This window comes from Rhizorhabdus wittichii (assembly GCF_017607425.1).
GTDB lineage: Bacteria > Pseudomonadota > Alphaproteobacteria > Sphingomonadales > Sphingomonadaceae > Rhizorhabdus > Rhizorhabdus wittichii.
In genome coordinates this window covers 2,448,142-2,466,506 of sequence record NZ_CP059319.1, presented here as the reverse complement: position 1 = coordinate 2,466,506, position 18,365 = coordinate 2,448,142, and the positions used below count along the sequence as shown (strand labels likewise).

Annotated in this window: 17 protein-coding genes; 10 read left to right on the top strand and 7 right to left on the bottom strand. The window is 68.9% G+C overall.

Annotation, left to right across the window (positions count from 1 at the left end):
- Positions 1-7: 7 nt before the first annotated feature.
- Positions 8-2,362 (bottom strand): glycosyltransferase, encoded by a 2,355-nt coding sequence (locus tag HRJ34_RS11615; RefSeq protein ID WP_208634171.1) that lies wholly within the window; start codon positions 2,360-2,362, stop codon positions 8-10.
- Positions 2,359-2,637 (bottom strand): hypothetical protein, encoded by a 279-nt coding sequence (locus HRJ34_RS11610; RefSeq protein WP_208634170.1) that lies wholly within the window; start codon positions 2,635-2,637, stop codon positions 2,359-2,361. The genes HRJ34_RS11615 and HRJ34_RS11610 overlap by 4 nt, the downstream gene beginning before the upstream one ends.
- Here HRJ34_RS11610 and rfbC point away from each other — a divergent pair.
- From rfbC to HRJ34_RS11585, 5 genes are read left to right on the top strand one after another with little or no spacing between them, the layout of a single operon-like run.
- The gene (gene rfbC, locus HRJ34_RS11605; RefSeq protein ID WP_012050202.1) at positions 2,617-3,174 is read left to right on the top strand and encodes a dTDP-4-dehydrorhamnose 3,5-epimerase; all 558 of its coding nucleotides are present in this window, start codon (positions 2,617-2,619) and stop codon (positions 3,172-3,174) included. The genes HRJ34_RS11610 and rfbC overlap by 21 nt on opposite strands.
- A 10-nt stretch (positions 3,175-3,184) precedes the next feature.
- Positions 3,185-4,243: a dTDP-glucose 4,6-dehydratase gene (gene rfbB, locus HRJ34_RS11600; RefSeq protein ID WP_208634169.1), complete on the top strand. Its 1,059-nt coding sequence runs from the start codon at positions 3,185-3,187 to the stop codon at positions 4,241-4,243.
- The gene (gene rfbD, locus HRJ34_RS11595; protein WP_208634168.1) at positions 4,240-5,130 is read left to right on the top strand and encodes a dTDP-4-dehydrorhamnose reductase; all 891 of its coding nucleotides are present in this window, start codon (positions 4,240-4,242) and stop codon (positions 5,128-5,130) included. The genes rfbB and rfbD overlap by 4 nt, the downstream gene beginning before the upstream one ends.
- A gap of 4 nt (positions 5,131-5,134) precedes the next feature.
- Positions 5,135-6,004, top strand: coding sequence for a glucose-1-phosphate thymidylyltransferase RfbA (rfbA, locus tag HRJ34_RS11590; protein WP_016747182.1), 870 nt, complete (start codon positions 5,135-5,137; stop codon positions 6,002-6,004).
- Positions 6,004-6,504 carry a Crp/Fnr family transcriptional regulator gene (locus tag HRJ34_RS11585; RefSeq protein WP_012050206.1) on the top strand — a complete coding sequence of 167 codons (501 nt, stop codon included), beginning with the start codon at positions 6,004-6,006 and terminating at the stop codon, positions 6,502-6,504. Before rfbA ends, HRJ34_RS11585 begins: the two co-directional genes overlap by 1 nt.
- A gap of 100 nt (positions 6,505-6,604) precedes the next feature.
- Here the strand turns inward: HRJ34_RS11585 and HRJ34_RS11580 are convergent, their stop codons facing one another.
- The 4 genes from HRJ34_RS11580 to HRJ34_RS11565 form a co-directional block, all read right to left on the bottom strand.
- On the bottom strand, positions 6,605-7,657 hold the full coding sequence (locus HRJ34_RS11580; RefSeq protein WP_012050207.1) for a rod shape-determining protein: 1,053 nt from the start codon (positions 7,655-7,657) through the stop codon (positions 6,605-6,607).
- Between the two features lie 112 nt (positions 7,658-7,769).
- Positions 7,770-8,522, bottom strand: a complete 753-nt coding sequence (locus HRJ34_RS11575) for a tetratricopeptide repeat protein (RefSeq protein WP_208634167.1) — start codon at positions 8,520-8,522, stop codon at positions 7,770-7,772.
- A 192-nt stretch (positions 8,523-8,714) separates the two neighbouring features.
- Complete coding sequence (locus HRJ34_RS11570; protein ID WP_208634166.1) at positions 8,715-11,195, bottom strand: TonB-dependent receptor; 2,481 nt, start codon at positions 11,193-11,195, stop codon at positions 8,715-8,717.
- A gap of 126 nt (positions 11,196-11,321) precedes the next feature.
- Entirely contained in the window at positions 11,322-11,531 is a 210-nt protein-coding gene (locus HRJ34_RS11565) for a hypothetical protein (RefSeq protein WP_016744119.1), read from the bottom strand.
- 149 nt (positions 11,532-11,680) lie between these two features.
- Here HRJ34_RS11565 and trxB point away from each other — a divergent pair, with 149 nt between their 5' ends.
- Complete coding sequence (trxB, locus tag HRJ34_RS11560; protein ID WP_012050210.1) at positions 11,681-12,652, top strand: thioredoxin-disulfide reductase; 972 nt, start codon at positions 11,681-11,683, stop codon at positions 12,650-12,652.
- Positions 12,653-12,879: 227 nt separating this feature from the next.
- On the opposite strand, the gene HRJ34_RS11555 is transcribed toward trxB, so the two are convergent.
- A complete protein-coding gene (locus HRJ34_RS11555; RefSeq protein WP_029995499.1) occupies positions 12,880-13,155 on the bottom strand; it encodes an acyl carrier protein in 276 nt (91 codons plus the stop codon).
- 126 nt (positions 13,156-13,281) lie between these two features.
- On the opposite strand from HRJ34_RS11555, the gene HRJ34_RS11550 reads away from it, so the two are divergent.
- The 4 genes from HRJ34_RS11550 (at position 13,282) to HRJ34_RS11535 (ending at position 18,361) form a co-directional block, all read left to right on the top strand.
- Complete coding sequence (locus HRJ34_RS11550; protein ID WP_208634165.1) at positions 13,282-14,817, top strand: acyl-CoA ligase (AMP-forming), exosortase A system-associated; 1,536 nt, start codon at positions 13,282-13,284, stop codon at positions 14,815-14,817.
- Positions 14,814-16,055: a pyridoxal-dependent decarboxylase, exosortase A system-associated gene (locus HRJ34_RS11545; protein ID WP_208634164.1), complete on the top strand. Its 1,242-nt coding sequence runs from the start codon at positions 14,814-14,816 to the stop codon at positions 16,053-16,055. The genes HRJ34_RS11550 and HRJ34_RS11545 overlap by 4 nt, the downstream gene beginning before the upstream one ends.
- A gap of 101 nt (positions 16,056-16,156) precedes the next feature.
- Complete coding sequence (locus tag HRJ34_RS11540) at positions 16,157-16,807, top strand: XrtA/PEP-CTERM system exopolysaccharide export protein (protein WP_012050214.1); 651 nt, start codon at positions 16,157-16,159, stop codon at positions 16,805-16,807.
- Between the two features lie 30 nt (positions 16,808-16,837).
- The gene (locus HRJ34_RS11535; RefSeq protein WP_012050215.1) at positions 16,838-18,361 is read left to right on the top strand and encodes an XrtA system polysaccharide chain length determinant; all 1,524 of its coding nucleotides are present in this window, start codon (positions 16,838-16,840) and stop codon (positions 18,359-18,361) included.
- Positions 18,362-18,365 lie beyond the last annotated feature (4 nt).

Below are 18,365 nucleotides of genomic sequence, written 5' to 3'. Positions count from 1 at the left end.
GGCTGCTTTATCGCGTCGGGCGCGCGCCGTCATCCTCCCCGAAGGCATTGAGCGAATCGAGCCGGTTGAGCGTGATCGCCTCCAGGAAATCCTGGCGCGCGCTCACGTCGTCGGTCGCGTGCAGGAAGAAGCCGACCAGGAAGAAGGTGACGACCGTGCCGTCGCCGGCCGCGAGCGGCCTGATCCGGATCGGCACGTCATGGGGCCCGTCCGCCGCCGCGATCTCGACGGCGATCCACTTGCTCTCGTCCGGGTGCAGGTCGCCGGTCAGCGCGGTCGATCCGGATTCGAGCGACCAGAAGGCCTGGACATGATCGTCGCCGGTGAGGTGGAACAGCGCGCGCAGCGGCGGGTGCGGGCCGTCGAGATGGAGCAGCAGCGCGCCGCCTTCGCGCCGGACGCGGCAGCCGCGATTCTCGGGCCAGTGCCAGCCGAGGTCGGCGCGGAAGCCCTCGCCGGTGCGCATCCCCGTCCAGATGCGGATCGATTCGTTGCGGCTCAGCGGATGCCAGCGGCCGACGCGCGCGGTCAGCGGCGGCGGCACGACGATGCCCTTGCCGGCGTCGCGCCCGGCGAAGCGGTCGAGCTCGTCGCCGATCTGGCCGGCGAGGTCGCTCCACGCGCGCGGGCGGAAGCCGGCGGCGATCTTCGCCTCGGCGGCGGCGCGATGGTCGGCGTCGAGGATCAGCGTCTCGGCGGCGTCGGTCAGCGCCGCGACCGATCCCGCCTCGACATAGACGGCGAAGGGGCCGCCCGCCTCGGGCAGCGACGCGGCGTCGGAGACCAGCGGCACCTTGCCGTAGCAGAGCGATTCGGTGACCGGCAGGCCCCAGCCCTCGTAGAGGCTCGGATAGACGGTGAAGAGCGCGCTGCGATAGAGCAGCGCCAGTTCCTCGTCCGACAGGCGCGACAGCATCGACACCTTGCTCGCCAGCACCTCGTCCTCGGCGAGCCGCGCATAGATGCGGTCGTTGAGCCAGCCGCGATTGCCGACGCAGACGAGCTGCGGCACCGCGTCGGCGCCGTGGCGGCGGATCAGCTCGGCCCAGGTCTCGAACGCGACCATGTGGCCCTTGCGCGATTCCACCGTCGACACGAACAGCACGAAGCCGCCCGGCTTGAGCTTCCACGGGTCGAGCGCCTGGGCGGGCAGCTCCGCCAGCGCGGGCTTGCGGAAATCGGTGTCGAGCGGGACTACCGCGACGTCGTCGGGATCGAGCGGGTGGCCGAGCGTCGCGGCGACGCTGAGCAGGTCGCGCCGCGTCGCCTGCGAATTGACCAGGAAATGGTCGGCATGGTCGAACACGCCGATCACCCAGCTTATGAAGTCCTGGGTCAGCCCGCGCGTGCAATGCTCCGGCGCCATGATCGGGATCATGTCGTGGACGAACGGGATGTAGCGGATGCCCCGCGTCGCCTTGGCATGGCGGACGTAGAGGAAATAATTCTGCAGCCACCAGCTCGTGCCGAGGTTGATCAGCGACGCGCCCTGCGGGAACTCGAACGGATCGGTCAGCGACAGGAACAGCTTCAGCCCGGCGACCGCCTCCAGCCAGGCGGGGTCGAAGCGATCGCCGCCCGAGGTGCTGAGCCGCGCGATCGCGCGCATCCGCTCGACCGGCAGCTCGAGCCAGTCGTCGCGCCCGTCGATGAAGCAGCACAGCCTTATGTCGCGATCGCCGCCGCGCGCCAGCGCGCCCTCGATCGTCTCGATCTGGACGCGCTGGATGCCGGTCGGCAGCCGGGCATTGCCGTAATAGCTGATCAGGTCGGAGATATCGAAGACCAGCGCCGGTTGCGGGCCGCTCGGCGCCGGCTGGCTCGCCGGGGCCATGTCCTCGGTGATCACGCCGCGGATCTGCCCGAGCAGCGGCGCCTCGCCGGCGCGCGGCGGGAGCTGCGTGAACATGGCGCGGAGCTGTTCGATCAGCGCGCCGCGATCCTTGTGCGTGCGCGCCGCCAGCAGCCGCAGCAGCTCGTCGCCTTCGTGCGTCGCCGTCTCGCCGGCATGCAGCGCCCGCAGGAAATGCAGGATGGCGAGATCGTCGCGCCCGAGCTGCTTGTAGATATGCGCCATGAAGACGTGGGTGTCGGCGCGGGCGGGGTCGAGCTTCGCCGCCTGGCCATAGGCCTCCGCCGCCGCCGCGAGCGCGCCCTGTTCCTTCTGGGCATGGCCGAGCTGGATCCAGATGGCGACCAGCGACGGCTGGTCGCGGACCGCCGCGCGATAGGCATCGGCCGCCGCCGCCCAGTCCTGGCGCGACCGCGCGGCGTCGCCGCGCGCGACATGCTCGGTGGCGACGGTCGACCCATAAGCGGGGACGATCATGCGGCGGATACGGCGGACGAACGGCAGCCTCATCGCGCCGTCCCCCGCATGCGGCAGGGCGACGATGGCGCGCGCTCACCGATGGCGGTCGTCATCGACCGGAAAATATCCTGTAACATCAATGTCATAAACTGAATGACTTGGTTCCCCAACAGGAAAATCCTCGTAAAGGAGGTCGTGTCGCGCCGCAATATCCCCGCCATGTTTTCTTCATGATGACAATTGACGCTGGACAGCGGCGATTGGGCCTGCAAACCGCGGGGCGGATCCAAACGGGAGCGATTTTCTTGCCGGTCAAGCTCATCCATACCCGTCGTTTCGGCGATGATCGGGGGTGGTTCTCGGAAACCTATCATCGCCCGCGTTGGACCGCCGACGGCGCGGCGGAAGAGTTCGTTCAGGACAACCACAGCTATTCGAAGCATGCCGGCACGCTGCGCGGCATCCATTTTCAAGCGCCGCCGCACGCGCAGGCCAAGCTGGTCCGCTGCATCCGCGGCCGGATTCTCGACTATGCGGTCGATTTGCGCGCCGGGTCGCCGACCTATGGCCGCCACGTCGCCGCCGAACTGTCGGCCGACAATGGCGACCAGCTCTATATCCCGGTCGGCTTCGGCCACGCCTTCGTGACGCTCGAGCCCGACAGCGAGGTGATCTACAAGGTGTCGGACGTCTATGCGCCCGATGTCGACGGCGGCATAAGCTGGGATTGCCCGACGCTCGCGATCGACTGGCCGCTGCCGCCCGGCGGGCCGGTGCTGTCGGACAAGGACAGGACGTTGCCGCATCTCGCCGACTGGGATAGCCCGTTCGCCTATGACGGCGCGCCGCTGCGGCCGCTCTGACGGAGAGACGATGCGTATCCTTGTCACCGGCGGCGCCGGCTTCATCGGCTCGGCGCTGATCCGCCACCTGATCGGCGAGACCGATCATGAGGTGCTCAACCTCGACAAGCTGACCTATGCCGGGGTGCTGAGTTCGCTCGATCCGGTCGGCGACAGCCCGCGCTACCGCTTCGTGCGGGGCGATATCTGCGACGGCGAACTGGTCGGGCGGCTGCTCGGAGAATTCCGGCCCGACGTGATCGCCCATCTCGCCGCCGAGAGCCATGTCGATCGCTCGATCGACGGCCCCGGCGCCTTCATCCAGACCAACCTGGTCGGCACCTACACGCTGCTGGCCGAGGCGCTCGCCTATTGGCGCGGCCTCGACGGCGACCGCCGCGACGCCTTCCGCTTCCACCATATCTCGACCGACGAGGTGTTCGGGTCGCTCGGCGAGGACGGCTATTTCACCGAGGCGACCGCCTATGACCCGCGCTCGCCCTATTCGGCGTCGAAGGCGGGGTCGGACCATCTCGTTCGCGCCTGGGGGCATACCTATGGGCTGCCGGTGCTCGTCACCAACTGCTCGAACAATTACGGGCCCTATCATTTCCCCGAGAAGCTGATCCCGCTGATCATCATCCGCGCGCTCGCGGGCGAGCCGCTGCCCGTCTACGGCGACGGATCGAACGTCCGCGACTGGCTGTTCGTCGAGGATCATGCCCGCGCGCTGCGCGCCGTGTTCGAACGCGGCGTGCCGGGCGAGACCTATAATGTCGGCGGCGATTCGGAGCGCAGGAACCTGGAAGTGGTGCAGGCGATCTGCGCGACGCTCGACCGCCTCGCCCCGCGCGCCGACGGCCGCGCCTATGCCGGGCAGATCGGCTTCGTCGCCGACCGGCCGGGGCACGACCACCGCTATGCGATCGACGCGTCGAAGATAAAGGCCGAGCTCGGCTGGGCGCCGCAGGTCGGCTTCGAGGAGGGGATCGAGCGCACCGTGCGCTGGTATCTCGACCATCGCGGCTGGTGGGGCGACATCCTCGCCGGGCGCTACGACACCGCCCGGCTGGGGCTGGCGAAGGCGTGACCCGCGCGATCCTCGTCACCGGCGGGCAGGGGCAGGTCGGCCTCGAACTGGCGCGGCAGGACTGGCCCGCCGATATGTCTATACAATATCCGACCCGCGACGAGCTCGACATCGCCTCGGCCGACAGCATCGCCGCCTATCTGCGCGGCCGCCGCTTCGACGCGATCGTCAACTGCGCCGCCTACACCGCCGTCGACAGGGCGGAGGAGGAGCGCGACCTCGCCTTCCGCGTCAACGGCGAGGCGCCGGGCCTGCTCGCCGCCACGGGCATCCCGCTGGTCCACGTCTCGACCGACTATGTCTTCGACGGCAGCGGCGACGGCTATTATCGCGAGGACGACCCGGTCGCCCCGCTCGGCGTCTATGGCGCGTCGAAGCTCGCGGGCGAGCGCGCGGTGCTCGGCGGACCCGCGCGCGCAGTGGTGCTGCGCACCGCCTGGGTGCTGTCGGCCCACCGCAGCAATTTCCTCAGGACGATGCTGCGGGTCGCCGCGACCAACCCGACGCTGCGCGTCGTCGACGACCAACGCGGATGCCCGACCGGGGCGGCCGATATCGCCGCGACGCTCCGCACCATCGCGCTGCGGCTGGTCGAGGACCCCGCCGCGCCGACCGGCGTCTATCATTTCGTCAATGCCGGCGAGGCGAGCTGGTGCGAACTGGCGCGCGAGATCTTCGCGCTGAGCGCGGCGGCGGGCGGCCCTTCGGCGGAGGTCGAGGCGATCACCACCGCCGACTATCCGACGCCTGCGAAGCGCCCGGCCAATTCGAGGCTCTCGACGGCGAAGATCATCGCGGACTATGCTGTCCGTCCGCGCGACTGGCGGGAGGCCGTCCGCGACATCGTTGGTGAGCTTGTGGGGCCCGTGCCCCGGACAGGGGCGTAGTGGCGTGAAGGGGATCATCCTGGCGGGCGGCGCGGGGACGCGGCTCCATCCTATGACGGCGGTCACGTCCAAGCAGCTCCTGCCCGTCTATGACAAGCCGATGATCTATTATCCGCTGTCGACGCTGATGCTGGCTGGCATCCGGGAGGTGCTGCTGATCTCGACGCCGCGCGACGTGCCCGCCTTCCAGGCGCTGCTCGGCGATGGCGGCCAGTGGGGGATGGATATAAGCTACGCCGTCCAGCCCAGCCCCGACGGGCTTGCGCAGGCCTATGTCATCGGCGCCGATTTCGTCGGCAACGATCGCTCGGCGCTGATCCTCGGCGACAACATCTATTACGGCCATGGCGCGACCGACCTGTTCCGCTCGGCGATCGATCGCGACGAGGGGGCGACGGTGTTCGCCTATCACGTCACCGACCCGGAACGGTACGGCGTGGTCGAGTTCGACGATGCGATGCGCGCCGTCTCGATCGAGGAGAAGCCGGCGAAGCCGCGCTCCAACTGGGCGGTGACCGGCCTCTATTTCTACGATTCGGACGTGATCGAGATCGCCCGCTCGCTGAAGCCGTCGCCGCGCGGCGAGCTGGAGATCACCGACGTCAACAAGGCCTATCTGGCGGCGGGCAAGCTGTCGGTCGAGCTGATGGGGCGCGGCTATGCCTGGCTCGACACCGGCACCCCCGACAGCCTGATCGAGGCGGCCGAGTTCGTCCGCACGCTGGAGAAGCGGCAGGGGTTCAAGATCGCCTGCGTCGAGGAGATCGCCTATGGGCAGGGCTTCATCGACGCTGCCCAGCTCGAACGGCTTGCCGACGCCCTGGGCAAGAGCAGCTATGGGACCTATCTCAAAACGCAGGTGTTGAGGCGCTGATGCAGAATGCCCGATATATCGCCGCCGGCCTGAGCGATGCCGACATGCTGTGGCTGCTGTCCGTGGGCAAGCTGCGGGTGCTGCGCCCCGGCGAGACGCTGGTCGCGTCGGGCAAGCCGGTCGCCGACCTGTTCTTCGTCACCGACGGCCGGCTCGAGGTCCGGCTCGACGACGGGACCCGCGTCGCCGAGCTGCACCATGGCGACGTGGTCGGCGAGATGTCGTTCGTCGAGCGCCACTCGCCGCTCGTGTCGGTGGTCGCGGCCGGCCCCAAGCCGACCGAGATGCTCGCCATCCCGCGCAAGCTGATCCTCGACCGGTTCGAACAGGAGCCGGTGTTCGCGGCGCGCTTCTACCGCGCGCTCGCGGTGTTCCTGTCCGAACGGCTGCGCGAGACCACCGCCGCCGTCCGCGCCCAGGCGAAGAGCCTCCGCGACGACAAGGCCGACAAGGAAGCGCGGGCGCGCTTCAGCCGGCTGTTCAGCAAGTCGGGGCCGTGATCTCTTCCCGTCATGCCGGCGGAGGCCGGCATCTCAGCGGGCTCTTGCGACGGCCTTGCCTCGACTCTCCCGAGATGCCGGCCTCCGCCGGCATGACGGATTAAGAAATAGCCAGCACCCCGGCATATTTCGGGTCTTCGAGCGCCTGTCCGGCGCCCATCGCGACGCAGATCAGGGCGTCGTCGGCGACCGCGACGGGCAGGCCGGTCGCCTGGGCGATCACCTCGTCGATGCGGGCGAGCAGCGCGCCGCCGCCGGTCAGCACGATCCCGCGATCGACGATGTCGGCGGCGAGCTCGGGGGCGGTGTTCTCCAGCGCCGACATCGTCGCGCGGACGATCTGGCCGACCGGCTCGGCGATCGCCTGGGCGACCTCGGCCTGGGTGATGGTCAGCTCGACCGGCCGGCCCGTCACCAGGTCGCGGCCCTTCACCTTCATCTCCGGCCCCTCGCCGTCGGGCGCGTTCGCCGCGCCGATCTCATGCTTGACCCGCTCGGCGGTGGCCTCGCCGATCATCAGGTTGTGCTTGCGGCGGATGAAGGAGGAGATCGCATCGTCCATCTTGTCGCCGCCGAACCGCACCGAGGTGCTGTAGGCGAGGCCGCGCAGCGACAGGATCGCCACCTCGGTCGTGCCGCCGCCGATGTCGACGACCATCGCGCCGGTCGGCTCGGTGACGGGCAGGCCGGCGCCGATCGCGGCGGCCATCGGCTCCTCGATCAGGAAGACCTTCGAGGCGCCGGCGTTGAACGCCGCGTCGCGAATCGCGCGCCGCTCGACCGACGTCGATCCGGAGGGGACGCAGATCACGATCTTCGGGCGCCGGGGGAAGCGGCTCGGCCCGCCCAGCGCCTTGTCGATGAAATGCTTGATCATCTGCTCGGCCACGCCGAGGTCGGCGATCACGCCGTCGCGCAGCGGCCGGACGGCCTGGATGCCGGCGGGGGTCTTGCCCATCATCAGCTTGGCGTCGTTGCCGACGCTCTTCACGCGGGAGACGCCGTCGCGCGTCTCCAGCGCGACCACCGATGCTTCGTTGAGGACGATCCCCCGGTCGCGGAGGTAGACGACCGTGTTCACGGTCCCCAGGTCGATCGCCATGTCGTGCGAGGAGAAGTTCAATATACGGGAGATCAGCATCAAGAGCGCCATGTTGCCGGATCGGGATACCGGGTCGGCCCGATCGGGGAGCGAAGGCCTGCTGATCGCCCTCGCTTCCGTCAATCAAGCGAGCGTTGAAGCGCCGCCTTTCCGAGCCCAAAGGCTATCCGTCCCGGCTTTGCCGCCCGAATCTCGCCGCCGCCGCCCTGAGTTCCGCCACCGGCGCGCCCGCCAGCCAGTCCCGCGCCTTGGCGAGGAAGGCGTCGGTCGCCGTTTCGGGCACCTTCGCCAGCCAGTGCAGCGCCTCGTCGATCCGTCCGGCATCGGCCAGCATCCGCGCATGGTTGAACTGGCCGCGGAAGTCGCCGCCCTCGGCGGCCAGCGCGTAGCAGCGCGCGGCTTCCGCCATGTCGCGCTCGACCACCCAGCCGTCCTCGTGGAAGCTGCCGACGAAGTTGATCGCCTTGGCGTTGCCCATCGCCGCCGCCCGGCGGAACAGGGCGAGCGCGGCGGGCTTGTCCTCGGCCACGCCGGCGCCGAGCGCCAGCGCCGTGGCATAATTGTACATGCCCCAGTCGAGGCCCCGGTCGGAGGCGATCCGGAACCATTCGGCCGCGCGGACCTTGTCGACGGCGACGCCCCAGCCGAGGTCGTAGCAGCGCCCCATCATGTTGATCGCCATGACATGGCCCTGGCGCGCCGCCCGGTCGAACCAGCGCACCGCCTCGCGCGGGTCGGCGGGGAGGCCGGCGCCGTCGAGCAGCATCTGGCCGTAGATCGCCTGCGCCTCGGCGACGCCGCCTTCCGCCGCGACCCGCACGAACGCCGCGCGCTCCTCGGGCGGGGCCGCCATGCGGCGGCGCATCTCGTCGGCATCCATCGCCAATATGGCGTCGATCGTCAGCGTCTCGGTCATCGCTCCTCCGAACGAGAAAGGCCCGCCCCTAGACCTTGATCGTTTCAGGCTGATTCAGCCTGAAGCGTGAATCAAGGTCTCAACCAATTGAAGAGAGCCTGATTCACGCCATCGGTGGAAGCGCGAAGCGCTTCCACCTCAGACGATCAGGCTCTTGCGGGACGGGCCATCCTCCAGAAAATCGGCCCGAGCTCAATATTTGAAGCTGAGCGTCGCGAAGGCCGAGCGGCCCGGCGCGATCGAGGCGTAATGCGAACTGTAGACCTGGTTGAAATAGGTCTTGTTGGTCAGGTTCTGCACGTTCACCGACAGGTCGATGGCCTCGCTGACCTTGTAGCCGACCCGGGCATCGAAGCGCCAATAGCTCGGCACGGCGCGCGCCAGCGTGGTGGTGGCCGGCACGATCGTCACGACGCCGGCCGCGTCCTGGACCGCCTTGCGGTTGTCGGCATAGCCGCCATAGACCCGGCTCGAATAGAAGGCGCCGCCCCCGATCGAGAGCGCGTCGGTGACCTTGTAGTTGGTCCACAGCGTGAAGGTGTGCTTCGCGGTCTGCGGGAACTGCTTGCCGGTGTTGACCGACTGGACGAGCACGGTCTTGGCCGCCTGGCTTCCGACGGCCGCAGCGGTCAGCGTCGAGAAGCCACCGTCGACGATCTTGGCGTCGAGATAGGTGTAGCCGCCGAACACGCTCCATTCGTCGGTGATGTTGCCGTTGAAGCCCAGTTCGACGCCGCGGATGCGCCGCTCTCCGATGAAGGCGACGGTGTTGGCGTCGCTGGTGACGCGGGCATTCTTGGTCTTGGTCTGGAACACCGCGCCGGTCAGCGACAGGCCGCCGCCGAACAGGTCGGCCTTGGCGCCGATCTCGAACGACTTGGTCTTCTCGACGCGCAGCGCGTCGCTCGCCGCCTGGACGGCGTTGAGCGCGTTCTGCTCCTGGCCTTCGCCCAGCAGGCTGTTCGGCGGGGTCGCGGCGGTCGCGTAGGAGGCATAGAGGCTGGTGTTCGGCGTCGGCTTGAAGATCAGGCCGGCCTGCCAGTTGAAGATGTTGTCGACGCGGCGGACCACCGGACGGGTACCGCCGGCCAGCGGCAGCGTCGAGGTGGTGCGGAAGCGGTCATAGCGCGCGCCGAGGTTGAGGATGAGCTGTTCGGTCAGCGTGATCGAGTCGAACGCGTAGACCGCCTTGGTGTTGGCCTCGTTCTGCGTCCGCGCGCTCGGCGCGGCGCGGGTGATCGGGGTCGGGACGCCGGTGGCGGTGTCGTTCGAATAGTTGATCCACGGATCGTTGGGGTTCGGATTGAACAGGCTGGCGCAGTAATAGCGCGCGATGGCGAGCGCCGAGCAGCGCGGGCTGATCGTCGATCCGGTCGCCAGCACGAAGGCGCCGCGCTCGGCCTTCTCCGACGACAGCTCGGCGCCGATCGCGAAGCTGTGCTTGACCGATCCGGTCTCGAAGGTGCCGTAGAGGTCGGTCTGGTTGATGAAGCTGTCGGTGTAGCCGAAGCGGGTGTTGGCGCGCCGCCAGACCTGGCCGCCGGGCTGCTGTGCCAGGTTGGCGGGATTGCCGAACACGTTGCCGGTCGAATCGTCGGGCAGCAGGAAGCTGTAGGCCTGCGAGCTGTGGCTGAAGCGCGCGGTGTGGCGCAGCGTGACGGAACCGAAGTCGTGCTCGGCGCGGATCGTCGCCTGGTCGGTCTTGCTGTCGCGGAAGTCGCGGCTCTTGAGGCCGTAGAAGGTGTCGCGGCCGACATGGCCGGTGACGCCGCTGGCGGTGGTGATGTCGCCGAGCGCCGGGGCGGTGATCACATTGCCCGCGGGCGCGTTACACAGCGTCGTCGAGCAGGCGTAGAGGAAGGGGATGCCGCTGTCGGGCAGCTCGTCGGTGTCGAGGTGGTAATAGGCCAGCGTCAGCTTGGTCGGCCCGTCCATGCCGATCGTGACCGACGGCGCGACGCCCCAGCGCTTCTGGTAGATCGCGTCGCGGCCGGCGACGTCCTGGTCGTGCCACATCGCGTTGAGGCGGAAGGCCACCTTGTCCGACAGCCGCACGTTCACGTCGCCGGTCACGCGCTTGTAGTCGTCGGTGCCGTAGCTGCCCGAACCGGCGAAGAAGGTCTCCTCCTGCGGCAGCTTCGAGACGATGTTGAGCGAGCCGCCGGCGCTGCCGCGGCCGCCCAGCGTCGAATCCGATCCGCGCACCACCTGGATCTGCTCGATCGCGAACACCTCGCGGGTCTGCGCGCCGATGTCGCGGACGCCGTCGAGATAGGTCGAGCCCTGGCTGTCGAAGCCGCGGATGAACGGACGGTCGCCGATCGGATTGCCGCCCTCGGCCGCGCCGAAGGTGATGCCGGGGACGGTGCGCAGCGCCTCGACCAGCGTCGCCGATCCGGTGTCCTTGATCACCTGCTTGTCGACCACGACGATCGAACGCGGCGTGTCGAGCAGCGGCGCCACCGCCTTGGGGCTCTCGACCCGCTCGGCCTTGTAGCCTTCCTCGTCGATCGCGGTGTCGGTCACGGTCATGCCGCCGAGCCGCTTCTCGCCATTGGCCGGCTGCGCGTCCTGCGCCAGCGCGGGCGCCGAGGCGATGAAGCCGATGCAGCCGAGCGCCAGGAATGCGGGCGCAGGCGAGCCGGCCGTCGGGCGGTTGTCGGAGCGAGCCATGATATTTCCCCTTCTGGAGTTCTTGTCCATGTCGGGATCGGCTACTGATAATCACTCTCAACTATGTCAATTCTTTTTTGATAATCAGTCGCATTTGCTGCGCCGGACGGCGGAAGCCGGGAGATTTCAGCCGCCCATCGCCGTGCGGATGGTGTCGAGCGTCGCCGGCAATTGCTGGCGCAGCTCATGCACCGTCCTGCCGAGCAGCGGATTGGCCTGGAAGGCGGGCGACGACATGGCCGCGGCGAAGGCGACAAGGCAGCTGCCGAACACCAGCTTGTACGGCGCCCGGCCGCTCTCGTCGCGGATCAGCGCCCGGCCGGTCGTCGCGATCATGATGCCCCCTCGATCCCTGTCTTGCCCGGGGCCACCGCATAGCGGCCGAAGCCTAAGGTCCGGTAAAGGCGGCGCGGTTGCCAAGGCGGGGGCGGCATCCCTATCTGGGGAGCAGAGAATCGAAGCCATCACCGGAGCCGACTGCCCTTATGACCGCCAGCCATTCGACCCGCATGCTGATCCTGGGATCCGGTCCCGCCGGCCTGTCCGCCGCCATCTACGGCGCGCGCGCCGGGCTCGCGCCGATCGTGGTGCAGGGGCTCCAGCCGGGCGGGCAGCTCACCATCACCACCGACGTCGAGAATTATCCCGGCTTCCGCGACGTGATCCAGGGCCCCTGGCTGATGCAGGAGATGCAGGCGCAGGCCGAGCATGTCGGCGCGACGATGATGTGGGACACGATCGTCGACGTCGACCTGAGCGAGCGGCCGTTCCGCCTGCGCGGCGACGGCGGCACCCTCTATGTCTGCGACACGCTGGTGATCGCGACCGGCGCGCAGGCCAAGTGGCTGGGCGTCGAGGGCGAAGCGGCGCTGGGCGGCAAGGGCGTGTCGGCCTGCGCGACCTGCGACGGCTTCTTCTATCGCGGCAAGAAGGTCGCGGTGATCGGCGGCGGCAACACCGCGGTCGAGGAGGCGCTCTACCTGACCAACCACAGCCAGGACGTGACGCTGATCCACCGCCGCGATTCGCTGCGCGCCGAGAAGATCCTGCAGGACCGGCTGTTCGCCCATCCCAACGTCAAGGTGCTGTGGAACAAGCAGGTCGACCGCTTCGTCGGCGGCAGCGGCAATGAAGGGCTGGTCGCGATCGCGCTGCGCGACACCGAGACCGGCGAGACGTCCGAACTGGCGGTCGACGGCGGTTTCGTCGCGATCGGCCACAGCCCGGCGACCGAGCTGTTCCGCGGCCATCTGGAGCTCGACGAGGACGGCTATCTGGTCGTCGAGAAGGGCGGCACCCGGACCAGCGTCCCCGGCGTGTTCGGCGCCGGCGACGTCTCCGACAAGGTCTACCGCCAGGCGGTCACCGCCGCCGGCATGGGCTGCATGGCCGCGCTCGACGTCGAACGCTTCCTGGCCGAGGCCGATTTCGAAGCGCGGGCGACCGTGGCGGCGTGACCGGATTTCCCCCTCCCTTTCAAGGGAGGGGGCAGGGGGTGGGTGGCGAGCGGTAGCGAGCCTTCTCGATCGTCTCGCAGAACTCCGCCAAGGGGGATCGACCCCCTTGGCTGCGTACCCTTCAGCGAGGTGAAACATGCCCCCGGCATGTTTCAGGGATTGCTGGGAGCAATCCCGACCTCGCAGAACTTTCATCCCTCCCCTGAAGGGGAGGGAGATTTTTTGGATTATTTCGGGGCCAGCTTCCGCTCGACGAACGCCACCAGCGCGCCGAAGCTTTCGAGCATCTCGCCGTCGACCTCGTCGTCGTCGATGATGATGTCGAGCCGGTCCTCGAGCGCGGTCAGCAGGCCGGCGACGGCCATCGAATCGAGTTCGGGGAGCGACCCGAACAGGCCGGTGTCGGCGGTGAAGCCGGCGGCGCGGTCGGCGTCGAGCGCGAGCACTTCGACCAGCACCGCGCGCACCACATCCTCTGTCTGGTCGAAATCGGCTGCGCCCACGTCATCGTCCCTGCAGGTTTCGAAATCGCGGCTCCCTAGACGGATCGCGGCGCAGGGACAAGATTTCGGATCGTCGCGGGCGCGAACCGTTGCCCCGAAGCCGCACAGGCCCTAGCTGATGCGACGATGGATGTGCCTCCCGATCCGACGCCCCGGCCGCTCGATCATCTCGCGCTGATCGGCGCTCGCGACGCGCCCGCGCTCGCCGACAAGGCGGGGCTGCTTGACCATGGCGGGCTCGACGATGCGGTCGGCGCGCTGGCGGCGGCGCTGCTCGGCCGGGGCTTGCGGCCCGGCGACCGGGTGGCGAGCTGGCTGGCCAAGCAGCGGCTCGCCTGCCTGATGCCGCTCGCCGCCGCGCGGGCGGGGCTGGTCCATGTCCCGATCAACCCGCTGCTCAAGCATGGCCAGGTCGCGCATATCCTGGCCGACAGCGGCGCGCGGCTGCTGATCGCCGGCCGGGGCCGGGCCGACACGCTCGGGCCCGGCGACCGGCCCGACGATTGCGCGCTGCTGGTCGAGGAGGACGAGGGCGCGGCGCTGCTCGGCCATGGCGACCGGCTGCCGCCGTCCTCGGCCGATCCCGACGCGCTGGTCGCGATCCTCTACACCTCGGGGTCGACCGGGCGGCCCAAGGGGGTGATGCTCAGCCATGCCAATCTCTGGCTCGGCGCGATCAGCGTGGCGCATTATCTCGGCCTCGGCGCCGACGACCGGACGCTCGCGGTGCTGCCGCTCAGCTTCGACTATGGGCAGAACCAGCTCCTCTCGACCTGGGCGGCGGGCGGCTGCGTCCACCCGCTTGACTATCTGACGGCGCGCGACGTGGTGCGCGCGGTCGGCCGGCATGGCATCACCACGCTGGCGGGGGTGCCGCCGCTGTGGATCCAGCTCGCCGAGGCCGCATGGCCGGCCGAGAGCGTCGCCCCGCTGCGGCGGCTGACCAATACCGGCGGGCGGATGAGCGTGCCGCTGGTCCGGCGGCTGCGCGCCCTGTTCCCGGCGGCGCGGCTCTTCTCGATGTACGGGCTGACCGAGGCGTTCCGCTCGACCTATCTCGATCCGGCGCTGATCGACGAGCATCCCGATTCGATCGGCCGCGAGATTCCGTTCGCCGAGGTGCTGGTCGTCGGCCCCGACGGCGCGGTCGCGGCCGACGGCGAGCCCGGCGAACTGGTCCATGCCGGCCCGCTGGTGGCGCAGGGCTATTGGCGCGACGCCGATCGGACCGCCCAGCGCTTCCGCCCCGCGCCCGCCGCGTCGCGCCATGGCGGGACGGCGGTGTGGTCGGGCGACACGGTGGTGCGCGACGCGGCCGGGCTGCTGCGCTTCGTCGGCCGCGACGACGAGATGATCAAGAGCGCGGGCAACCGGATCAGCCCGACCGAGATCGAGGAGGCGGCGATCGCCAGCGGCGCGGTGGCCGAGGCGGTCGCGCTGGGCATCCCCGACGATCGGCTGGGCCAGGCGATCCTGCTCTATGCCCGGCCGGCGGGGGAGGGCGCGGACGTCGACGCGCGGCTGACCGACTGGTTCCGCCACAACCTGCCCAATTTCATGCAGCCCGCGCGGGTGATCTGGCGCGACGAACTGCCCAGCAACGCCAATGGCAAGCTCGACCGCACGGCATTGAAGGCCCAGGCGGCGGAGGAGACGCGGTGAAGCCGACCGGACCGATACCCCCCGATTTCCCATGGCGGGACGGCGCGCTGATGATCGGCGGGCGCAGCGCCGACGAATGGATCGCGGTCGCGGGCGACACGCCGCTGTTCGTCTACGACCTCGCCGTCGTCCGCGACCGCATCGCCCGGTTCCGGGCGGCGTTCGCCGGCGTGTCGCTCCATTATGCGGTGAAGGCCAATCCGCATCCGCCGCTGGTCGCCGCGATCGCGCCGCTGGTCGACGGGATCGACGTCGCCTCGGCGGGCGAGGCGCAACTCGCGCTCGACGCGGGGATGGACGCGCGCCGCATCTCCTTCGCGGGTCCCGGCAAGCGCGATCGCGAACTGGCGATGGCGATCGAATCCGGCATCACCCTCAACCTCGAATCGGAAGGCGAGGCGGAGCGCGCGCTGGCGATCGGGCGCGGCATCGGCCGCACCCCGCGCCTCGCGCTGCGGATCAACCCCGATTTCGAGCTGAAGGGATCGGGGATGAAGATGGGCGGCGGCGCCAAGCCCTTCGGCGTCGATGCCGAGCGCGCCGCCCCGATCATCTGCCGGATCGTCGAGGCGGGCGCCGACTATCGCGGCCTCCACATCTTCGCCGGCTCGCAGGCGCTCGACGCGGAGGCGCTGGTCGAGGCGCAGCGCTCGGCGCTGGCGCTCGCCGCGCGGGTGAGCGTCGAGGCCGGAGTCGCCCCGCCGCACGTCAATCTGGGCGGCGGCTTCGGCATCCCCCATTTCGCCAACGACGCCCGATTAGACGAAAGTAGGGTGGGCGGCGCATTATCCTCGGCGCTCTCGCACCGCGACCCGATCCTCGCCGAGGCAGAGTTTACAATCGAACTGGGGCGCTGGCTGGTGGGGGAGGCGGGGGTCTATCTGACCCGCATCGTCGACCGGAAGGCCAGCCATGGCGAGACCTTCCTGGTCGTCGACGGCGGGCTCCACCACCAGCTCGCCGCCAGCGGCAACTTCGGTACGGTGGTGCGCCGTAACTATCCGATTTCTTTGACGAAATATTCGGATTCGGCTAAGGTCGAGGAGGTGACGGTGGTGGGTTGTCTCTGCACCCCGATCGATCGGCTCGGCGACCATGTCGGCTTGCCGGAGGCGAAGGTCGGCGACGTGGTCGCGCTGTATCTGGCGGGCGCCTATGGGGCGAGCGCCAGTCCGCAGGCCTTCCTCGGCCATCCGTCGCCGCTCGAAATAACGATAGACGGGACCCGTATCCTGTGATTCTAAGCTAATGTTCAGGGATGATGGAGCATGAGCGGGTCCGGACTCTTGGAGTAGGCGTTGTGTTTACGGGCTTGGGGAAGGCCCTGGAGGATGTGCATATGGCCTTTGGTGCTGCGCTGAAGCGGCTCGTCGCGATGCTGGCGGCGGCGATGATGCTCGCCGCGATGCCTGCCGGCGCCTATGCCAAGGACAAGGAACTGCCGTCGGCGCCCTTCGTGCCCGACGGCGGCGCGCCGGGCGAGGACTATACGATCGGGCCGCTCGACGCCCTCACCGTGTTCGTGTGGCGCAACCCGGAGCTGGGCGCGCAGGTGCAGGTGCGGCCGGACGGGCGCATCACCCTGCCGCTGATCAACGACATGGTCGCGGTCGGCAAGACGCCCGCGAAGCTGTCGGACGACATCCGCGACGCGCTGTCGACCTATATCACCGACCCGATCGTGTCGGTGATCGTCAACAATTTCTCGGGCACCTTCGCCCAGCAGATTCGCATCGTCGGCGCGGCGGAGAAGCCGGCGACGGTGTCGTACCGGTCGGACATGACGCTGCTCGACGCGATGATCGCGGTCGGCGGGCTGTCGCAATATGCGGCGGGGAACCGGGCGAAGCTGATCCGCTACGATCCGGTGACCAAGCAGCAGCAGGAATATCGCCTGCGCATCGACAGCCTCTTGAAGCGGGGAGACATCAAGGCGAACGTGAAGCTGCAACCGGGCGATGTGATCATCATCCCCGAAAGCGTGTTCTAGGAATCGGCCGTGGGGGCGGCGGACTAATCGATGGAAGCCATCTACACCGAGATCAGGATTGCCCTGTACGCGATCTGGCGGATGCGCTGGCTGGCGCTAGCCGTCGCCTGGGCCTTCTGCCTGGTCGGCTGGGTGATGGTGATGCGGGTCCCCGCCGCCTATGAGAGCAGCGCGCGCATCCAGGTCCAGGTCAAGTCGCTGTTCGCCGACGGGGCCGAGAACGACATGCAGCGCAATGTCGATCGCGTCCGCCAGTCGCTGACCTCGACTGAGATATTGAAGCGGGTCGTCCGCACCGTCTCCAACGGCGAGCGGCCGCTGACCTCCTACGAGTCCCTGTCGCTGATCGGCGCGCTGCGCTCGGGCATCTCCATCACCGCGCAGGGCGATGACCTGCTCGAGATCAAGACGCGGATCAGCCTGAAGGGCATTTCCGAGCAGCAGACCGCCGCGATCGCCCGCAACGTCACCCAGAAGCTGATCGAGATATTCATCCAGGAGAATGTGATCGGCAGCAAGGCGAACAACGCCGAGACGCTGAGCTTCCTCGACCAGGAACTGGCCCGCCGCGCCAAGGAGCTGGCCGAGGTGGACCGCCAGCGCGCGCAGATCACCCAGAACACGCTCGGTTCGTTGCCGGGCACGGGCTCGCTCGACCAGCGGATGGACGCCGCGCGCAACGAGATGGTCAATCTCGATTCGAACCTGATGCAGGCGCGCAGCGCGCTGGCGGCGATGAACGGCCAGCTCGCCGCCACCCCGGCGCAGATACCGGCGGGCAGCGTCAACGGCATCGACACGCTCGACCAGCGCATCGGGACGCTCGAAGGGCAGCTTTCGGAAGCGATCTCGCGCGGCTGGACCGAGAAGCATCCCGACGTCATCGCGATCCGTTCCCAGCTCAAGCAGCTCCGCGCCGAAAAGGCGCGCGGCGGCAGCCGGTCGGTGCCGATGGCGCCCAACCCCGTCTACGTTTCGCTCAAGTCGATGCAGGCCGAGCGCGAGGGCAATGTCGCGGCGCTGCAGGCGCGCAAGTCGCAGCTCGAACAGGCGGTGACGACGATCGCGCAGCGCCAGCTCACCGCGCCCGGCGCCCAGATCGACCAGGCCCGGCTCGACCGCGACTATGACGTGCTCAAGGACCAGTACAACAAGCTGCTCGCCCAGCGCGAGTCCGCGAAGCTGCGGTCCGACGCGACCGGCAAGACCGACGGCGTCCAGTTCCGCGTGATCGACCAGCCGTCGCTGCCGCGCCAGCCGGCGGCGCCCAACCGGGCGATGCTGCTCACCGGCGTGCTGGTCGCCGGCATCGTGATCGGCGCGGGCGTGGCCTTCGCCAAGAGCCAGCTCGCCAATGTCTACACGACCACCCAGCAGCTCGCGAAGGCCAGCGGCCTGCCGGTGCTCGGGTCGATCTCGGAGGTGATCACCGCCGACACGCGGGTGATCCGGCGCAAGCAGATGATGTGGTTCTCCTCGGCCGCCGCGGGGCTGCCGGGGATGTTCATGCTGCTGATGCTGATCGAGTTCGTCAAACGCATCATGGTGTCCTGACGGC

Excerpts from the sequence above, each read along its gene's own strand:
- HRJ34_RS11615 (WP_208634171.1), bottom strand. The coding sequence starts at position 2,362 with ATGAGGCTGCCGTTCGTCCGCCGTATCCGCCGCATGATCGTCCCCGCT.
- HRJ34_RS11610 (WP_208634170.1), bottom strand. The coding sequence starts at position 2,637 with ATGGATGAGCTTGACCGGCAAGAAAATCGCTCCCGTTTGGATCCGCCC.
- rfbB (WP_208634169.1), top strand. The coding sequence starts at position 3,185 with ATGCGTATCCTTGTCACCGGCGGCGCCGGCTTCATCGGCTCGGCGCTG.
- HRJ34_RS11585 (WP_012050206.1), top strand. The coding sequence starts at position 6,004 with ATGCAGAATGCCCGATATATCGCCGCCGGCCTGAGCGATGCCGACATG.
- HRJ34_RS11580 (WP_012050207.1), bottom strand. The coding sequence starts at position 7,657 with ATGGCGCTCTTGATGCTGATCTCCCGTATATTGAACTTCTCCTCGCAC.
- HRJ34_RS11575 (WP_208634167.1), bottom strand. The coding sequence starts at position 8,522 with ATGACCGAGACGCTGACGATCGACGCCATATTGGCGATGGATGCCGAC.
- HRJ34_RS11570 (WP_208634166.1), bottom strand. The coding sequence starts at position 11,195 with ATGGCTCGCTCCGACAACCGCCCGACGGCCGGCTCGCCTGCGCCCGCA.
- HRJ34_RS11565 (WP_016744119.1), bottom strand. The coding sequence starts at position 11,531 with ATGATCGCGACGACCGGCCGGGCGCTGATCCGCGACGAGAGCGGCCGG.
- trxB (WP_012050210.1), top strand. The coding sequence starts at position 11,681 with ATGACCGCCAGCCATTCGACCCGCATGCTGATCCTGGGATCCGGTCCC.
- HRJ34_RS11550 (WP_208634165.1), top strand. The coding sequence starts at position 13,282 with ATGGATGTGCCTCCCGATCCGACGCCCCGGCCGCTCGATCATCTCGCG.
- HRJ34_RS11540 (WP_012050214.1), top strand. The coding sequence starts at position 16,157 with ATGGCCTTTGGTGCTGCGCTGAAGCGGCTCGTCGCGATGCTGGCGGCG.
- HRJ34_RS11535 (WP_012050215.1), top strand. The coding sequence starts at position 16,838 with ATGGAAGCCATCTACACCGAGATCAGGATTGCCCTGTACGCGATCTGG.